The organism is Gibbsiella quercinecans, from assembly GCF_002291425.1.
Lineage (GTDB): Bacteria > Pseudomonadota > Gammaproteobacteria > Enterobacterales > Enterobacteriaceae > Gibbsiella > Gibbsiella quercinecans.
The window spans coordinates 5,184,610-5,203,003 of the sequence record NZ_CP014136.1 but is presented as its reverse complement, the minus strand read 5'-3'; the positions used below and the strand labels follow the sequence as shown (position 1 = coordinate 5,203,003).

General features: G+C 57.0%; 14 protein-coding genes and 1 other RNA gene. 9 read left to right on the top strand and 6 right to left on the bottom strand.

Annotated features, from left to right (window positions below; translation table 11 throughout):
• Nucleotides 1–106: 106 nt before the first annotated feature.
• Together sufB and sufA are read right to left on the bottom strand one after the other, a co-directional pair.
• Nucleotides 107–1,606: a Fe-S cluster assembly protein SufB gene (gene sufB, locus ACN28Q_RS23645; RefSeq protein ID WP_095848574.1), complete on the bottom strand. Its 1,500-nt coding sequence runs from the start codon at nt 1,604–1,606 to the stop codon at nt 107–109.
• A 14-nt stretch (nt 1,607–1,620) separates the two neighbouring features.
• The gene (gene sufA, locus ACN28Q_RS23640; protein WP_095848573.1) at nt 1,621–1,992 is read right to left on the bottom strand and encodes a Fe-S cluster assembly scaffold SufA; all 372 of its coding nucleotides are present in this window, start codon (nt 1,990–1,992) and stop codon (nt 1,621–1,623) included.
• Between the two features lie 515 nt (nt 1,993–2,507).
• Between sufA and ACN28Q_RS23635 the strand changes: the two genes are divergently transcribed.
• A complete protein-coding gene (locus tag ACN28Q_RS23635) occupies nt 2,508–2,912 on the top strand; it encodes a hypothetical protein (RefSeq protein ID WP_095848572.1) in 405 nt (134 codons plus the stop codon).
• A gap of 36 nt (nt 2,913–2,948) precedes the next feature.
• Here the strand turns inward: ACN28Q_RS23635 and menI are convergent, their stop codons facing one another.
• Together menI and ydiJ are read right to left on the bottom strand one after the other, a co-directional pair.
• The gene (menI, locus tag ACN28Q_RS23630; protein ID WP_095848571.1) at nt 2,949–3,362 is read right to left on the bottom strand and encodes a 1,4-dihydroxy-2-naphthoyl-CoA hydrolase; all 414 of its coding nucleotides are present in this window, start codon (nt 3,360–3,362) and stop codon (nt 2,949–2,951) included.
• Entirely contained in the window at nt 3,362–6,418 is a 3,057-nt protein-coding gene (gene ydiJ / locus ACN28Q_RS23625) for a D-2-hydroxyglutarate dehydrogenase YdiJ (RefSeq protein WP_095848570.1), read from the bottom strand. The genes menI and ydiJ overlap by 1 nt, the downstream gene beginning before the upstream one ends.
• A 478-nt stretch (nt 6,419–6,896) precedes the next feature.
• Between ydiJ and ydiK the strand changes: the two genes are divergently transcribed.
• Together ydiK and rprA are read left to right on the top strand one after the other, a co-directional pair.
• On the top strand, nt 6,897–7,997 hold the full coding sequence (gene ydiK / locus ACN28Q_RS23620) for an AI-2E family transporter YdiK (RefSeq protein WP_095848569.1): 1,101 nt from the start codon (nt 6,897–6,899) through the stop codon (nt 7,995–7,997).
• 238 nt (nt 7,998–8,235) lie between these two features.
• Nucleotides 8,236–8,345, top strand: an RNA gene (gene rprA, locus ACN28Q_RS23615) — antisense sRNA RprA.
• Between the two features lie 105 nt (nt 8,346–8,450).
• Here the strand turns inward: rprA and ppsA are convergent.
• Complete coding sequence (gene ppsA / locus ACN28Q_RS23610; protein WP_095848568.1) at nt 8,451–10,829, bottom strand: phosphoenolpyruvate synthase; 2,379 nt, start codon at nt 10,827–10,829, stop codon at nt 8,451–8,453.
• 445 nt (nt 10,830–11,274) lie between these two features.
• On the opposite strand from ppsA, the gene ppsR reads away from it, so the two are divergent.
• From ppsR to ACN28Q_RS23580, 6 genes are all read left to right on the top strand, one after another.
• Complete coding sequence (gene ppsR, locus ACN28Q_RS23605) at nt 11,275–12,096, top strand: posphoenolpyruvate synthetase regulatory kinase/phosphorylase PpsR (RefSeq protein ID WP_095848567.1); 822 nt, start codon at nt 11,275–11,277, stop codon at nt 12,094–12,096.
• Nucleotides 12,097–12,320: 224 nt separating this feature from the next.
• Complete coding sequence (locus ACN28Q_RS23600; protein WP_095848566.1) at nt 12,321–13,367, top strand: 3-deoxy-7-phosphoheptulonate synthase; 1,047 nt, start codon at nt 12,321–12,323, stop codon at nt 13,365–13,367.
• Between the two features lie 136 nt (nt 13,368–13,503).
• A complete protein-coding gene (locus tag ACN28Q_RS23595) occupies nt 13,504–14,004 on the top strand; it encodes a glutathione peroxidase (protein WP_095848565.1) in 501 nt (166 codons plus the stop codon).
• Between the two features lie 248 nt (nt 14,005–14,252).
• Nucleotides 14,253–15,083, top strand: coding sequence for a heme/hemin ABC transporter substrate-binding protein (locus tag ACN28Q_RS23590; protein ID WP_095848564.1), 831 nt, complete (start codon nt 14,253–14,255; stop codon nt 15,081–15,083).
• Nucleotides 15,083–16,087, top strand: coding sequence for a FecCD family ABC transporter permease (locus tag ACN28Q_RS23585; protein ID WP_095848563.1), 1,005 nt, complete (start codon nt 15,083–15,085; stop codon nt 16,085–16,087). Before ACN28Q_RS23590 ends, ACN28Q_RS23585 begins: the two co-directional genes overlap by 1 nt.
• Nucleotides 16,080–16,868, top strand: coding sequence for a heme ABC transporter ATP-binding protein (locus ACN28Q_RS23580; protein WP_095848562.1), 789 nt, complete (start codon nt 16,080–16,082; stop codon nt 16,866–16,868). Before ACN28Q_RS23585 ends, ACN28Q_RS23580 begins: the two co-directional genes overlap by 8 nt.
• Nucleotides 16,869–16,920: 52 nt before the next feature.
• Here ACN28Q_RS23580 and ACN28Q_RS23575 read toward each other — a convergent pair whose 3' ends face one another.
• The gene (locus tag ACN28Q_RS23575) at nt 16,921–18,363 is read right to left on the bottom strand and encodes a protein adenylyltransferase SelO (protein WP_095848561.1); all 1,443 of its coding nucleotides are present in this window, start codon (nt 18,361–18,363) and stop codon (nt 16,921–16,923) included.
• Nucleotides 18,364–18,394: the final 31 nt, after the last annotated feature.

Genomic DNA, 18,394 nt, shown 5'->3' with positions numbered 1-18,394 from the left:
GACTCCCATTTGCCCTGCCGATGTGGCAAAGCAACACGGGGTGGGTATGCTGCATATGAGCCTTGAAGCTCTGGCACGTGCAACTCAATAAACGCGCGATGCTGGGTTAACCCACGCTGTGTTCCAGACTGATCGCCAGTAATTTTTGCGCCTCGACGGCAAATTCCAACGGCAGCTCGGAGAATACGTCTTTACAGAAGCCGTTGACGATCATTGAGATCGCATCGTCTTCGCTGATGCCGCGCTGCAGACAGTAAAACAGTTGATCGTCGCCGATTTTCGAGGTGGTGGCCTCGTGCTCCAGTTGCGCGCTGTTGTTGCGCACCTCCACATACGGGAAGGTATGCGCGCCGCTGTCCGGCCCGATCAGCATCGAGTCGCACTGGGTGAAATTGCGCGCGTTTTCCGCGCCCGGCAGGATTTTTACCAGCCCGCGATAGGTATTTTCACTGTGCCCGGCGGAAATCCCCTTCGCAATGATGGTGGACTTGGTATTTTTGCCGATGTGGATCATCTTGGTGCCGGTATCCGCCTGCTGATGGCCGCTGGTTAGGGCCACAGAGAAGAACTCGCCGATCGAGTTATCCCCCTGAAGGATCACGCTGGGGTACTTCCAGGTGATGGCCGAACCGGTTTCCGACTGGGTCCAGGACATCTTCGAGTTCGCCCCTTCGCACAGCGCGCGTTTGGTCACGAAGTTGAGGATCCCGCCTTTGCTTTCGCCGCCGGAGAACCAGTTTTGCACGGTGGAGTATTTCACTTCGGCATCTTTATGCAGAATAACTTCAACCACCGCCGCGTGCAGTTGGTAGCTGTCGCGTACCGGCGCAGAACAGCCTTCAATGTAGCTGACGTAGCTGCCTTCATCGGCGATCAGGATGGTGCGTTCGAACTGGCCGGTCTTCGCCGCGTTGATGCGGAAATAGGTGGACAGTTCCATCGGGCAGCGTACCCCTTTCGGCACGTAGACGAAAGTGCCGTCCGAGGCCACCGCCGCGTTGAGCGCGGCAAAAAAGTTATCGTTGTGCGGTACCACGCGGCCCAGGTATTTGCGCACCAGATCCGGGTGCTCCTGGATCGCTTCGCCGAACGAGCAGAAAATCACCCCGCTTTCCGCCAGCTTTTCGCGGTAGGTGGTGGCAACGGAAACCGAGTCGAAGATCGCATCCACCGCCACTTCGCTGCCTTCACGTACCGGCACGCCCAGTTGGTTGAACGCGTTTTCCACTTCCTGCGTCAGATAGCTGTTTTCCGCCATTGCCGCGCCGGTTTGCTGCTCGGCGCCCGGTTGCGAACCGCAGGCATCGTCACAACTGCCGCACGAAGGCGCCGAGAAATAGCTGTAATCCTGATAGTCGAGCTTATCGTAGTGCGCCTTAAGCCAGTGCGGCTCTTCCATTTGCAACCATGCACGGTACGCCTCCAGGCGGAATTCCAGCATCCACTCCGGTTCATTACGTTTGGCCGAGATCGCCCGCACCACATCTTCGTTGATGCCATTGGCCAGTTCATCGGTTGCCAACTGGGTGAAGAACCCTTCTTTGTAACGCCCGTCACCGACCCAAGCCTGTACATCGTTAGGAAGGTCTACATTGCTTCGTGTCATGTTAGTTACATCGCTTAAACGCCAAAGCTTTCGCCACACCCGCAGGAATGTTGCGCTTTGGGATTATTAAATTTGAATATCTGATTCAGCCCTTCACGGACAAAATCCACCGTGGTGCCATCGATAAACGGCATTGCTTTCAGCGGCACGTAGAGTTTCGCGCCGTCACGTTCAAACAAGAGGTCGTCTTCCGCCGGAGCTTGGGTCAAATCCAGCACGTAGCCGAATCCGGCGCAGCCAGATTGTTTCACGCTCAACTGCAGCCCTTTCACCTGCGGATCCTGCTGCATGAGTTTGCTGATTTGCTTTGCCGCGCTGTCGCTCAGTGCAATGCCCTGCCAGACATTTTCATCTAGCGAAAACGTGCCAACACTTTCCGTTTGCATATGGCCTACCTCTTACCTTGTTTTTTATCATGCCAATCTGGCTTACTTACTATGTTAGTGATAACAATAATCACTTCAACCGTTTGTTTTACAGGGGTATGCGACAAAAAATGCGCTTTTTAACGTTGGCCGGCAATAAAACAGCCCGGCAACCGCGTGGCCCGCGATGAAACCATCGCCAGGGCGCGTTTTCATCCCCATGACTTTCAAGCACTATTCCCCATTCATCGCCGCGTTATCCGCAGGCGATAAACCGGATACCCCCTTGCGGGCAGATAATACTGAACATTCATAGAAAATACCTATTTCTGTGTTCGGGCGCGATAATATCCTTATTTATCTTGTGGTAATAACGCGCCTTATCTGTATTAAGTTTAGTCGTTAGCCAATAAATTGGGTCGCTAACGCAAAAATACAGCCCTATTTGCGGAAAATATTATTGCCAGGGAATTGATCGTTATCGCGCCAGCAAATATGATAATGATTATCATTTAACTGCATTAAGCGTGGGGCCAATGACTATTTCAATAAATGCGTGGCTGCTGAACAAGATTGATCAATACAAATTCAGCGTGCGTGACGCCACGATCGATTTCTACATGGCGGAAGCCGCACTGAAGCGGCCGGGATGCGATATCGAACACCTCAAGCGCTACAATAGCGTCAGCCTGAACATGGCCAATCTGTGCCAGGAAAACGGCGATGACGAAAGCTATCTGCACGCGCTGAGTAAATTACATAACCGCTTGATTATAGAGATCAATAACCCGGATCGCTGCCAGCTGTTCCGCGTACAGAGCTACCACTTTGCCCGCCATACCCTGCAGCTGATTTGCCATCAGTACGCCATGGAAGGCACCTGGGACAAAGCCAACGCCTTTCAGAAGGACTTCGTTAAACGGGTGCCGTTTCAGCTGTAGCCCCCGTTATGCGCCACGCCGGCGTGGGCTTGGCGCTTAGCCCAACACCGCCGTCGTCAGGCGGGAGGTACAACACAGGCGATCGCGCTTGTCGAAAATCTCGATTTGCCAAACCTGGTGGCGGCGGCCAACGTGCAGCGCGCGGCACACGCCACGCACCTGCCCGTCAAACACGGCGCGAATATGGTTGGCATTGATTTCCAACCCTACCACCTGTTGATCCCCTTCGGTGCACAGATAGCCGGCGATGGAACCCATCGATTCGGCCAGCACCACGGAAGCCCCGCCGTGCAGCAGGCCAAAGGGCTGAGTGGTCCGGCTATCGACCGGCATGGTGGCCTCCAGCGTGTCCGGCCCCAGTTTGGTAAACTCAATGCCCACGTGGGCGACCATGCAACCTTCGCCGGTTTTGTTCAACTGCTCCAGCGTTGTCTGACGTTTCCATAGCATTACGCGATCATCTCCAACAGTGCCTGTAATGGGTGGCGCACTCCGTTTCCTTCAATGCGTTTCACCTGGCTGCGGCAGGAATAGCCGGTGGCCAGACAGCGCTGGCGTGGCAAACGCTGCATCGCCTGATGCCAGGATAGCTCATAGATACCGAGTGAATTCTGCAAATTTTTGCTTTCGTGCCCGTAGGTGCCGGCCATGCCACAGCAGCCTACGTTAATGTTCTCCAGGCGGGCGCCAAAGCGGGCGAAAATCGCGATCCACTGTTGGGTGCTGGTTGGCAGCGCGGTGCTTTCCGTACAGTGGCCGAACAGGTACCACGACTCACCGCCAAGCGGCTGTTCGGCACGCTCGGCCAACACCGGCTGTAGCCATTCGTGCACCAACTGCACCTTGAAATCCCCACGCGCGTCGCCAAGGATTTCCCGGTACTCATCGCGGTAGCACAGCACCAGCGCCGGATCGACCCCGACCATCGGCACGCCCAGCTTCGCCACACGGTTGAGGAAATCGGCCGTTTTGCGCGCGGTCTTGGCAAAGCGCACCAGGAAACCTTTAATATGCTGCGCCTTGCCGTTCGGCGAAAACGGCAACATTACCGGCCGGTAGCCCAGTTTTTCCACCAGCCGAACAAAGTCGGCGACCACGTTGGCATCGTAATAGCTGGTAAACGGATCCTGCACCACCAGCACGTAATCCTGGCGCTGGCGTTCATCCAATGCTTCAAGCTGCTCGAGCGTGACCGCCGTGGCGCTGTGGCCGGAAAGCTGCTGGCGCAGCGTAGGGCTTGAGAGCATCGGCAGGTCAATCATCCCCAGCGTGCTGCGGCTCAGTTCCCGCACCCACGGTTGCCGAAACATAAAGTTGAACGCCTTCGGCGCCCTGGCCATCAGCGGCGTGTAGCTTTCCACCCCGGCGACCATATAGTCGCGCAGCGGCCGCAGGTAGCGAGTGTGGTACAACTGCAGAAAACGCGAACGGAAGCCCGGCACATCAATTTTGATCGGGCACTGGGTAGAGCAGGCTTTACAGGCCAGGCAGCCAGACATCGCCTCTTTCACCTCGTGAGAGAAGTCATACTCCCCTTTGTTGGCATACCAGGTGTTGCGCGTTTTCTCGATAAGCGCCCGGAAACTCAAACGCTGCTGCGGCAACTGTTTCTCCAGCGCCACCGGATCGGTGCCCTGCTCGCTGAGCAGCCGCAGCCATTCACGCACCAGCGCAGCACGCCCTTTAGGCGAATGGATACGGCTGCCGGTGATTTTCATTGAGGGGCACATTGGGCTGCGCACATCGAAATTAAAGCACAAACCGTTGCCGTTGCACTCCATCGCACCACGGAACGAGCTGCGTACCGTAAGCGGAATGCGGCGATCGAGCGTGCCGCGCTTTTCCGCGTCCACCTTCATCATCGGTGCTTCTACCCCGAAAGGCGGGCAGATTTTCCCTGGGTTGAGGCGGTTGTGCGGATCGAACGCCGCTTTGATGCGCCGCAGCTCTTCATACAGCATTTCGCCGAAAAAGGCCGGGCTGTATTCAGCACGGAAGCCCTTGCCGTGTTCGCCCCACAGCAGGCCGCCATATTTGGCCGTCAGCGCCACCACCTGATCGGAGATTTGCTTCATCAACATCTCTTGCTGCGGATCGCACATGTCCAGCGCCGGGCGCACGTGCAGCACACCGGCGTCAACGTGGCCGAACATCCCGTAGCTCAGGTGATGATCGTCCAACAGTTGGCGGAACTCGGCGATGTAGTCGGCCAAATGCTGCGGCGGCACGCAGGTATCTTCAGCAAACGGGATCGGCTTCGCCTGCCCCTTGGCGTTACCCAGCAGCCCGACCGACTTTTTGCGCATGTTATAAATGCGCTCGATGCCGGCCAGATCGCCACAAATCTGGTAGCCAATCACACCGCCCTGATGCGCCGCCATCAGATCGTCCAGGCGCTGGCACAGGCCTTCTAACTGTTGCTCAATCAGCGCGTTGTCGTCGCCGGCGAACTCGACGATGTTCAAACCGAGCATGTCTTTGTTCGGCACGTCGGTAATCAATTCTTTTACTGAATGCCAGACAATATCTTCCCGCGCCAGATTCAGCACTTTGGAATCGATGGTTTCCACCGACAGCGCCTTGGCTTCCACCATGAACGGCGCGTTACGCAATGCGGAATCGAAAGAGTCATATTTCACATTCACCAGCCGGCGCACCTTGGGTAGCCGGGTGATGTTAAGTTTTGCTTCTGTGATAAACGCCAGCGTGCCTTCGGCACCGGTCAGGATGCGCGTCAGATCGAAGGTTTGCAGATCGTCGCTAAACACGTGGCGCAAGTCATAACCGGTGAGAAAGCGGTTAAGTTTGGGGAATTTTTCCAGGATCAATGCTCGCTGATCGCGGCAGCGGTTCAGCACCGTATGGTAAATGCGCCCTTCGGTGGTTTCTTCAGCCGCCAGTGCTTCCGCCAGAGGGGTGGGCATTGGGCGCGTATCGAGCATCTCACCGCCCAGCAGCACCGCACGCAGCCCCAACACATGGTCCGAGGTTTTGCCATACACCAGCGAACCCTGGCCGGACGCATCGGTATTGATCATGCCGCCTAGCGTTGCCCGGTTGCTGGTCGAAAGTTCCGGCGCGAAAAAGTAGCCCAGCGGCTTCAGGTATTGATTAAGTTGATCCTTAATCACCCCTGCCTCAACCCGCACCCATCCCTGTTCGATATTGATATCCAGGATGCGGTTCATGTAGCGCGACATATCAACGATGATGCCGCTGTTCAGCGCCTGCCCGTTGGTGCCGGTGCCGCCGCCACGCGGGCTGAAGATCAAACTGCTGAAGCGCTCATCTGCGGCCAGGCGGGCAATCAGCACCACGTCGGCGGTAGAACGCGGGAAGATCACGGCATCGGGCAACAGCTGATAGATGCTGTTGTCCGTCGCCATCGTCAACCGGTCTGCGTAACTGGTGGCGGTATCGCCGCTAAAGCCGTTTTGTTCCAGTGCGTCCAAAAAATCGAGCACCCGTTGAACAATACCGGGTGCCTGAGAAATCTGTGGGATCATTCGCTTTTTATACTCTGTCTGTCTTTAATGCGTGATGCACGCTAACCCAGGCCCGTTGCCAAGCCTACCCTGCTTTTAGTTATCGTTAAAAGCCGCACATTGGAATGGAAGACGTTAGTGTTTTTTTTATTTCCATTTCAATATGTTGATACCTATCCGTTTTACCACAAGTTGATCCGTTCTGCCATTTCCGGCCCCGAAGCACCCCAAGCGGGCAGATTCATGTTCTTATTATTAAAGCAAAATCAATGTATTAATAAGAAATGATGCGATGTAGCCCGCACGCTCCGCCGCATTAATTTACTCCTGCCGGGCGCCACTGTCGCGGCCATTTACTGCCAACGGGCCGCCGTGGCCGGCAAATCGCTATGCATGGCAGCCGCTAATTAATATCGTGCGCAACACTGTGAAATCCGTGAAAAATGCATCATGATTAATCGGCTGAAGGAATTAACGTAAATAGGATGAGAACGCTTTCATGACACTCCCGCGAGACCGGTACGATTTGGCCACCATCATTTTCGGCGTGTTGTTTATCGCCATTTTGATCCTGGCCTGTTTTTGGGTGATCCAACCCTTTATCCTGGGTTTTGCCTGGGCCGGCATGGTGGTTATCGCAACCTGGCCGTTACTGATTAAACTGCAGAGGTTATTCTGGGGCCGGCGCTCGCTGGCCGTCGCCGCGATGACGCTGCTGCTGATCCTGCTGTTTGTGTTGCCCATCTCTTTGCTGGTTAGCAGCATTGTGGACAATAGCGCCCCCATCGTTGCCTGGGCCAGCAAGCCAGGGCAATTCCATATTCCCGATCTGGCCTGGCTGCAAGATATCCCGATGATCGGCAACAAGGTTTACAACAGCTATCATACCCTGGTGAACACCGGCGGTACGGCGTTGCTGGCCAAGGTTCAACCCTATTTCGGCCAGACCGCCACCTGGTTCGTCGCGCAGGCGGCACACATCGGCCGCTTCCTGCTGCACTGCGGCCTGATGTTGTTATTCAGTGTGCTGCTGTATGCCCGTGGGGAGCAAGTAGGCGCAGGGATCCGCCGCTTTGCCATACGCCTGGCGGCAGACCGTGGCGATGCCTCCGTGGTGCTGGCCGGCCAAGCAATCCGCGCCGTTGCGCTGGGCGTGGTGGTCACGGCGCTGGTACAGTCGGTATTAGGCGGCATTGGCCTGGCGGTTACCGGTATTCCGGCGGCCACCCTGCTCACCGTGCTGATGTTTATCTGCTGCGTGGCGCAGTTGGGGCCATTGCTGGTGCTGATACCGGCGATCATCTGGCTGTACTGGAGTGGCGATACCACCTGGGGAACAGTGCTGCTGGTCTGGGCATGCGTGGTGGGCACGCTGGATAACTTCCTGCGGCCGGTGCTGATCCGCATGGGCGCCAATCTGCCGATGCTGTTGATTCTCTCTGGCGTCATCGGCGGCCTGTTGGCCTTCGGCATGATCGGGCTGTTTATCGGGCCGGTGGTGCTGGCGGTCTCTTTCCGCCTGCTCAGCGCCTGGATCGATGAAGCGCCGAAACCCACTAATGCGCTGGAGGATGTGGCCAAGGACATGGAGAAAGAATAACGGCCATACTCCGTGCCGCCATTGCCAAAATTGCCCGGTTAACCGGGCAATTTATTAATCAGCCCGCGCATCCGCTGGCCTGGCTAATAAATTAAAACAATATCGAAAACAACACGCTTCCCCACTTAATCACTCTGTGAAATTAAAAAAACGCCCGTTACGCCAATAAACTCTCCGCCAGATAACCGGTAATAGCGCTCAATCTATTAGGAGGATTCTTAATGACGAAGCGCGCATAACTGCCTAATATTATTGGCATATGCTTAGCACAAATTCACTGTGTAATGCCATACATGTAAATTGCTGTGTGTAGTCTTTGCCCGTCGCCTACGATGGGCTTTTTTTTATTTTTTTCACGCCCATTTACGTTTTGTCATATTTAACGCGCAGCTTAAAAAAAAGCCGTAATATTACTTACGGCTTTTTATCAGTTAACTCATTTATGCCTGGCTATCATTTTTTATTTGCCAAATTCAGCCAGGTTTGCACTACCGTATCTGGATTCAGCGAAAGGCTATCAATGCCCTGCTCCATCAGCCATTCGGCAAAATCTTCATGGTCGGATGGCCCCTGGCCGCAGATGCCGACGTATTTGCCCTGGCGTTTGGCGGCCTGGATAGCCATAGATAACAGCGCTTTCACCGCATCGTTGCGTTCGTCAAACAGCTCGGACACCACGCCGGAATCGCGATCCAGGCCCAACGCCAACTGGGTCATGTCGTTGGAGCCGATCGAGAAGCCGTCAAAGTGCTCCAGGAATTGGTCCGCCAACAGCGCGTTGGAGGGGATCTCACACATCATGATCACTTTCAAACCGTCCTCGCCGCGTTTCAAGCCCTGGCGCGCCAGTTCCTCAACCACCGCTTTCGCCTGCGCCACAGTACGCACGAAAGGCACCATGATTTCGACGTTGGTCAGCCCCATCTCATTACGCACCCGCTTCACCGCCTCACACTCCAGCGCGAAACACGCGCGGAAGCTGTCTGCGACATAACGGCCGGCGCCGCGGAAGCCCAGCATCGGGTTCTCTTCGTGCGGTTCGTACTTATCACCGCCAACCAGGTTGGCGTACTCATTCGATTTAAAGTCTGACAAGCGCACGATAACGCGTTTCGGCCAGAAGGCGGCACCCAGCGTAGAGATCCCTTCCGTCAGGCGGCCAACGTAAAACTCGACCGGATCGTCATAGCCGTGCATCAACGCTTTGATTTCATTTTGCAATGCCGGCGTTTGCTGATCGAACTCCAGCAGCGCTTTCGGGTGGACGCCAATCATGCGGTTGATGATAAACTCCAGCCGCGCCAAACCCACGCCATCGTTCGGCAAACGCGCGAAATCGAAAGCCCGGTCCGGATTGCCGACGTTCATCATGATCTTCAAAGGCAGCTCAGGCAGTTCGTTAATCTCGGCGCTTTGCACGTCGAAATCCAGCAGATCGCTGTAGACATAGCCGGTATCGCCTTCGGCGCAGGAAACGGTGACCTTCTGGCCCTCCTTCAGCACGTCCGTCGCCGAGCCGCAACCCACCACCGCCGGAATGCCCAGCTCACGCGCAATGATCGCCGCGTGGCAGGTGCGGCCACCGCGGTTGGTCACGATCGCCGAGGCTTTCTTCATGATCGGCTCCCAATCCGGGTCGGTCATGTCGGTGACCAACACATCCCCCGGCAGAATACGATCCATTTCATTGATATTGTGGATCACTTTCACCGGGCCGGCGCCGATGCGGTGGCCGATGGCGCGCCCTTCGACCAGCACATTGCCGCTGCCGTTCAACTGGTAACGCTCCATAACCTGCTCATTGGAGCGCACCGTCTCTGGGCGCGCCTGCACAATCAACAGCTTGCCGGTGTGGCCGTCTTTGGCCCACTCGATGTCCATCGGGCGGCCGTAGTGTTTTTCAATCAGCAGCGCCTGGTGCGCCAACGCCTGCACTTCATCATCCGTCAATGAGAACTGGTTGCGCTGCGCTTCCTCGACATCCTCAATGCGTACCTGCTTGCCATGCTCCTGAGAAGGCGCATACACCATGCGGATTTTCTTGGAACCCATATTGCGGCGCACAATGGCCGGTTTGCCGTTCAGCAGCGTGGGCTTGTGCACATAGAATTCGTCCGGGTTCACCGCGCCCTGCACCACCATTTCGCCCAGGCCGTATGCCGAAGTGATAAACACCACCTGATCGAAACCTGATTCGGTATCAATGGTAAACATTACGCCGGACGAAGCCAGATCGGAACGCACCATGCGCTGCACGCCGGCGGACAGCGCCACGCCACGGTGGTCATAGCCCTGATGCACCCGGTATGAAATCGCGCGATCGTTAAACAATGAAGCAAACACATGCTTGATCGCCACCATCACGGCATCGATGCCCTGAACGTTGAGGAAGGTTTCCTGCTGGCCGGCGAAAGACGCGTCCGGCATGTCTTCCGCGGTGGCGGAAGAGCGCACGGCAAACGAGGCTTCCGCCTGGCCGTCGGCCAGTTGCTGATAGGCCTGGGTGATTTCACGCTCAAATTCAGGATGGAAAGGCGTATCAATTATCCACTGACGGATTTTTGCACCGGCAGCGGCCAATTGATTTACATCATCAACGTTGGTTTGATCCAGCAGTTGGTAAATGCGTTGGTTAACGCCGCTTTGTTCCAAAAAATCATTGAATGCCTGTGCGGTGGTGGCAAAACCATTTGGCACGGCGACACCCAAATCGGAAAGGTTGGTGATCATTTCACCGAGCGAGGCGTTTTTGCCGCCGACACGGTTAACGTCATTCATACCTAGCTGGTTGTACCAAAGCACATTACGCAAATCAGAGCCATTGTTGGACATCGAGACAATCCTTATTGCTATCAGTAGGGTATTAGCGTTTTTGCTCTCAACAACAGAGTAAATTCAGCCTAGCACATTAATCCCTAACAAATGGAAAGGTGAATCGATCAATCAAATGAAAAAAAACACTTTTAGGAGAATGACCTAATACGCCAGATAGGTGAAACAAGGGATAACTAAATAATAAAATTTTATTTTTTCAAACAATTAAATTAAAGAAATCGCCTATAACGCAAAGACCTTTCAACTAGAGTGGTTAATCTGCGCAGTGCGGGTGAAACGCAGTAAATGTCCTTTACCGTCATTGGTGTGTTAGCGGGCGAATCGGCATAATCGCAAACTTCGCGCTGCCCTCTTTACCCAGGCCAAGCCAAAGCCCATTATGCATTACGGCGTGCAGCCCAGCGCGGCCATAAGGTTAACGTTATTAGCTAAGGAGCCACTGGTGGAAAGAAGCGTTTTTTATATTTCGGACGGCACGGCGATCACCGCAGAAGTGCTGGGCCATGCGGTCCTTTCGCAATTCCCGGTCAAAGCCTCGCCCTTTACGCTGCCGTTTGTCGAAACGGAGGCCCGCGCCCGCGCCGTTTGCCAGCAAATCAATGATATTTACCACCAGACCCAGGTGCGCCCATTGGTGTTTTACTCCATCATTTCACCCGCCGTGCGCAATGTGATTACCCAAAGCGAAGGTTTTTGCCAGGATATCGTTCAGGCGCTGGTCGCGCCGCTGCAGAGCGAACTGGGGGTGGAGCCAACGCCGGTGCCCAACCGCACCCACGGGCTGACCGAGAGCAACCTCGGCAAGTACGACGCGCGTATCGCCGCCATCGACTATACGCTGGCGCATGATGACGGCATTTCATTACGCAACCTGGATCAGGCCCAGGTGATCCTGCTGGGGGTTTCACGCTGCGGTAAAACGCCCACCAGCCTCTATCTGGCGATGCAGTTCGGCATTCGCGCAGCCAACTACCCGTTCATCGCCGACGATATGGACAATCTGCAACTGCCGGCGGCGCTAAAACCGTTTCAGCATAAGCTCTTCGGCCTGACCATCAACCCGGAAAGGCTGGCAGCCATTCGTGAAGAACGGCGGGAAAACAGCCGCTACGCGTCGCTGCGCCAATGCCGGATGGAAATCGCCGAAGTGGAGGCGCTGTTTCGCAAGAACCAGATCAATTACCTCAACACCACCAACTATTCTGTGGAAGAGATCTCCACCCGTATCCTGGATATTCTGGGGATGAGCCGCCGCATGTACTAAACCGTGCCCCGCGCCACCGCGCCCTGTGCGGCGGCGCACCACCATACATTCCAGCGTTAACTTCTGCCATTTTCGCCTTATCCAGCTTATTTTATTGCCTTAGCCGCCTATCATTTAAAATAACACTGTTTACGCGGTTGAATTCAGCCACTATTGCGCTATCGTGAGCGTCATGACTTCCGGCATTCCCTGCCGTTGAAGAGCCACTTTTCGAGCCAAAAATCATGCATAACACAGATCAACCGCGCAGGACGCGTATCGGTAGCCTGGTTACCCCGCAAATCTTGGCCAGCAGGCTGCCTGCAACTAAAAACCTTATCGATAACGTGACAACGTCACGACATCGTATTGCAAAAATCCTGTCAGGCGAGGATAAACGCCTGTTGGTGATCATCGGCCCCTGTTCCATCCACGATGTTGAAGCCGCCACCGACTACGCGGCGCGCTTGAGTGCTCTGCGCACGCGCTATCAGGATCGGCTGGAAATTGTGATGCGCGTCTATTTTGAGAAACCGCGCACCGTGGTGGGATGGAAAGGACTGATTGCCGATCCCGATCTGGACGGCAGCTATCAGGTAAACCGCGGCGTCGAAACCGCCCGTCGGCTGCTGCTGGCGATTAATCATCTCGGCTTACCCGCCGCGACCGAGTTCCTCGATAGCGTCACCGGCAACTACATCGCCGATCTGATCAGTTGGGCGGCGATTGGCGCACGCACCACCGAAAGCCAGACCCACCGGGAAATGGCGTCGTCGTTGCCCTGCCCGGTGGGTTTCAAAAACGGCACCGACGGCAATACCCGCATCGCCATAGACGCCATCCGCGCCGCGCGCGCCGGCCATATGCAACTGGCGCAGGACGAACACGGGCAGGTCGCCATCTACCAAACCCACGGTAACCCGCACGGCCATATCATTTTGCGCGGCGGCCAATCCCCCAATTACCACCCACAGGATATCGCCGCGGCCTGCCATGCCCTGCGCAACGTTGGGCTGCAGGAACGCGTGGTGGTCGATTTCAGCCACGGCAACAGCCAGAAGCAGCACCAGCGGCAACTGGAGGTGGCGCAAAGCATCTGCAGGCAAATCCGCAACGGCGGCAATAGCATCGCCGGCATTATGGCGGAAAGTTTCCTGCAGGAAGGCGCACAGCACGTCGATGCTGACCAACCGTTAACCTATGGCCAGTCGATTACCGATCCCTGCCTCGGCTGGGCGGATAGCGAGCGGCTGTTGGCGATGCTGGCGGATGCCGTAGACAGCCGCTTTTAATCGGCAAATCAAGCAAATGGAGGGTTAACTTTGTTATAATGACGCGCATTGCCCAGCGACAGCGGGCAATGCTGTCTTTGTTTTATCATGGCATTCCCCGCATGGGAACGCCCATGCGGCAGGCTACGGAGCCCCTATGAATCAATCGCTGTTATCCATTCCCTGCAATACGTTGCAAGGCAAGACCACCACGCTGGCGGACTTCCCGGCCAACGCCTATCTCATCGTAAACACCGCTAGCAAATGCGGCTTTACCCCGCAATACCAAGGGCTGGAAAACCTGTGGCAGTATTATCGTTCACGCGGCCTGATGGTGATGGGGTTCCCGTGCAACCAGTTTGGCGCCCAGGAGCCAGGCGATCCGCTGGAAATCGCCAATTTTTGCACGCTCAACTACGGGGTTACCTTTCCGCTGTTTAGCAAGATCAACGTCAACGGCCCGGCGGCGCATCCGTTGTTTAGCGAACTCAAACGCCGTGCGCCTGGGCTGTTTGGCAGCCAGCGGATAAAATGGAATTTCACCAAGTTCCTGCTTAGCGCCGACGGCCAGCGGGTTAAACGTTTCGCACCAGTCACCAAACCCGAACGGCTGTTCGATCATATTGAAACCCTGCTGGCATCTTCCCGCTCGCTATGAGCGGATTATTTTCCCCGCAACGCTTGCCACACAACGGCTAACGGCCCGTTCACCGGCGCAAATTTCCCTTGCTGTCGCCCTTTGTTCACATGATAATAATTATCAGTTTGATATTAATTACCATTTTGCCAGCACCGCATTATCACCGGTAAAATCGCAGTGCCGTGGCGCTGGCTTGCTGCTGGCCAACCAGAACAATAGCGTGGCGCGAACCGTTCGCCATATTTGCAACCCAAGGAAATTGCCGCATGAAACCTTCACTGACACGCCGCCTGGCGCTTTGCATCGCACTGGCATTACCGCTCACCGCCGCCGCCGCTGAGCGCATTGTTTCAATCGGGGGCGACGTCACAGAAATCGCCTTCGCATTAGGCGCAGGCGATGAAGTTGTGGCCCGCGACAGTACCAGCCTGCACCCTACCGCCGTCACGCAGTTACCAGACGTGGGCTACATGCGCCAGTTGAATGCGGAAGGTATTCTTGCCCTCAAGCCGACGCTGGTGCTGGCTAGCGAGTTGGCAGAGCCGGCGTTGGCGCTGCAACAAGTAGAACAAAGCGGCGTTAAAGTGGTGCGCGTGCCCGGTGACAGCACGCTGGATGCCGTGCCGCAAAAAATCAGTGTGATCGCCGCAGCGGTCAACCGTGCGGCTCAAGGCCAACAGCTTACCGAGCGCTATCGCCAGCAGTTAGCCGCCGTCGCCAAGACGCCATTACCCGTCAAAGTATTGTTCGTGATGAGCCACGGCGGCATTTCGCCAATGGCCGCCGGCCAGCACACGGCCGCCGACGCCGTTATTAACGCCGCCGGCCTGAAAAACGCCATGCAGGGCTTTACCCGCTATCGCCCGTTGTCACAGGAAGGCGTGATCGCCAGCCAGCCGGACCTGTTACTGATCACCACCGACGGAGTGAGTTCCATCGGTGGGATGGAAAAACTGTGGCAACTGCCGGGCCTGGCGCTCACCCCGGCGGGTAAAAACCACCGGGTTTTGGTCATCGATGATATGGCCTTGCTGGGCTTTGGTCTGGAAACGCCGGCCGCATTGCAAAAACTGCGTAATGCGGCGGAGCAAAAATAATGCGTTACCGTGTAACTCCGCGCGTGGCCATCAGCAGCCTGCTGCTGTTGCTCAGCGTTTTGGTGCTTGGGGCGGCGAACATGGGGGCGCTGTCGCTCTCTTTTCGCACCCTGTGGCAAATGCCGTTTAGCGACACCGTTTGGCAAATCTGGCTGAACATCCGCCTGCCGCGCGTGCTGTTAGCAGTGGTGATCGGCTGCGCGCTGGCCGTCGCCGGCACGGTAATGCAGGGCCTGTTTCGCAACCCGCTGGCCGATCCCACCCTGCTGGGCATCAGCAGCGGCGGCGCCTTAATGGTGGCGATGGTCATCGTGGTGCCGCTCGCCTTGCCGCCGTTCATCGCCCTCTATAGCCATATGGCGGCGGCATTCTTCGGCTGCCTGGTGGTGTCGGTTGTCATTTTTGGCATCAGCCGCAGCGGCCATGGCAATTTGTCCCGCCTGTTGCTGGCCGGTATCGCCATCAATGCCCTGTGCATGGCGGCCGTCGGCGTGTTGTCTTATATCAGCAGCGATCAGCAACTGCGTCAGTTCTCACTGTGGATGATGGGCAGCCTGAACCAATCGCAGTGGCCGACGTTAACCGTTGCGGCGTCGCTTATCCTGCCAGCCTCACTGCTGACGCTGCAACAGGCCAGAAAACTCAACCTGCTGCAGTTGGGCGATGAAGAAGCCCACTATCTTGGCGTTGACGTGCAACGCACCAAGCTGCATCTGCTGCTGCTTAGCGCCCTATTGACCGGCGCCGCCGTCGCGATGAGCGGCGTGATCGGCTTTATCGGCCTGGTGGTGCCACACCTGATCCGGATGCATTTGGGCGGCGATCACCGCTGGCTGCTGCCGGCGTCTGCGCTGGGCGGCGCCTGCCTGCTATTAGTGGGCGATACGCTGGCACGCACCCTGGTCGCCCCGGCGGAAATGCCGGTCGGGCTGGTAACCAGTTTGCTCGGCGGCCCTTACTTTTTATGGCTGGTGATGCGCCAGCGGGAGCGTACCGGTGGCTGAAAACACAACGCTGCTGGCAGCGCGCCAGCTCTGTTACAACCTGGGAGGGCGGCGGCTGATTGATGACGTGTCGTTGACTATCGCCAGCGGTGAAATGGTGGCCATCATTGGCCCGAATGGCGCCGGAAAATCAACCCTGCTGCGCCTGCTGACCGGCTACCTGACGCCCAGCGGTGGGGAATGTCGCCTGCTCGGCCAGCCGTTGGCGCAGTGGCAACCACAGCAACTGGCCAAAGTGCGGGCGGTCATGCGCCAGCACAGCAGTTTGGCGTTCCAGTTCAGCGTGGAAGAAGTGGTGGCGATGGGGCGAGCGCCCTACGGCCAACGCAACATGCAACAGGCAGTGCAACAAGCGTTGCAGCACACCGACTGCCTCAGCCTGGCGCAGCGTGACTATCGCCAGCTTTCCGGCGGGGAGCAACAGCGGGTGCAGTTGGCGCGGGTGCTGGCGCAACTCTGGCAGCCGGAGCCAACGCCGGCCTGGCTGTTCCTGGATGAGCCCACCTCGGCGTTGGATCTGTACCACCAGCAGCATAGTCTGCGCCTGTTGCGCGGCTTGACGCGCAGCCAGCCGCTGGCGGTATGCTGCGTGCTGCACGATCTGAACCTGGCCGCACTGTATGCCGATCGCATTTTGCTGTTGCACCAGGGCTGCCTGGTTGCCGCCGGCACCCCGGCGCAGGTGTTGCAGGCCGACATCCTCACCCGCTGGTATCAGGCGGATCTTGGCGTTGGCGCCCACCCGGAAATGTGCTTGCCGCAGGTCTATTTGCGCCAGTAACACGCGGTGTGCCTCATGGCGGCGGCATTCAGCCCCGCCATGAGGCCATTCATCAGCTTGAACAAGAAACTTCCAGGCGTTTTCCCCAATCCGGCGGCAAAGCGGCAAGATCGTCATACTGCGGATCGTCTGCGAATGGTGCCAGCAGTGCCTGATGCAGCCGGGCCAGCGCGCTGGCATCATCCTGCTCTGCCGCCTCAATCGCCTGCTGCGCCAGGTAGTTGCGCAAGATCAGCTTCGGATTGGCCGCCTTCATCGCCCGCCGGCGTTCAGCATCGCTGACGCCTTCCTGCTGCAACCGCTGGCGATAGCGTTGATACCAGCCGTCAAACGCCGCACGATCGATAAACTCATCGCGTAACGGTGATTGCGCCTGCCCCTGCTGCACCTCACTCAGCAAAGAGAAGGTGCGGGTATAGTCGCGCCCTTCCTGCGCCATCAGGCCCAGCAGCCCGGTCAGCAGATCGTTATCCTGTTTGGCTTCGGTAAAGAAGCCCAGTTTGGCGCGCATCTGCGTGCCGTATGCCCGCATCAGCGCAGGTTCATAGGCCGCCAGCGCGGTTTGCAGTTGCTCGGTGCTCATCAAACCGGACAGCGCCTGCGCCAGACGGTGCAGGTTCCACAACGCCACCGCCGGCTGGTTGTCAAACGCATAGCGCCCTTGATGATCGGAATGGTTGCAGATGTAATCCGGCCGGTAATCATCCAGAAACCCATAGGGGCCGTAGTCGATGGTAATACCGAGAATCGACATATTGTCCGTGTTCATCACGCCGTGCGCAAAGCCAATGCACTGCCAGTGTGCGATCAGGCGCGCGGTGCGTTCCACCACGTCAGTAAACCACGCCGGGTAAGGGTTCGCCGCGCCGGCCAACTGCGGCCAGTGGTGCGCGATCACATAGTCCGCCAGCTGTTTTACCTGCTGCGGCTGTTTGCGGTAGTAAAAGTGCTCAAAATGCCCGAAGCGCACATGGCTTTCCGCCATCCGCATCAGCATGGCGCCCCGCTCCGGCCGCTCGCGAAACACCGGCTGTTCGCTGGTGACTACCGTCAGTGCGCGGGTGGTCGGGATCCCCAAGTGGTGCAGCGCTTCCGAAGCCAGGAACTCACGGATCACCGAGCGCAGCACGGCCCGCCCATCCCCCATGCGCGAATACGGGGTTAAACCGGCACCCTTCAGGTGCCAGTCCATGCGGCGCCCATCGGGCAAGATTTGCTCGCCGAGCAAAATCCCCCGGCCGTCGCCCAACTGGCCGGCCCACACGCCAAACTGGTGGCCGCTGTAGACCTGCGCCAGCGGTTGCATTCCCGGCAACAGGGTTTCACCGGCCCATAGCGGGTTTTTCTCTGCGCTGAACTCGCTTTCAGCCAGCCCCAGTTCACGCGCCAGAGGCTGGCTATGATACAGCAGGCGCGCATTTTTCAACGGAGTCGGTGCTAATGCCGTATAAAAACCGGGCAACTGGGTGTAATAACTGTTATCAAACTGCGGCATAGGCCCCCCGTTCAGCTATTTATCGCCCGCC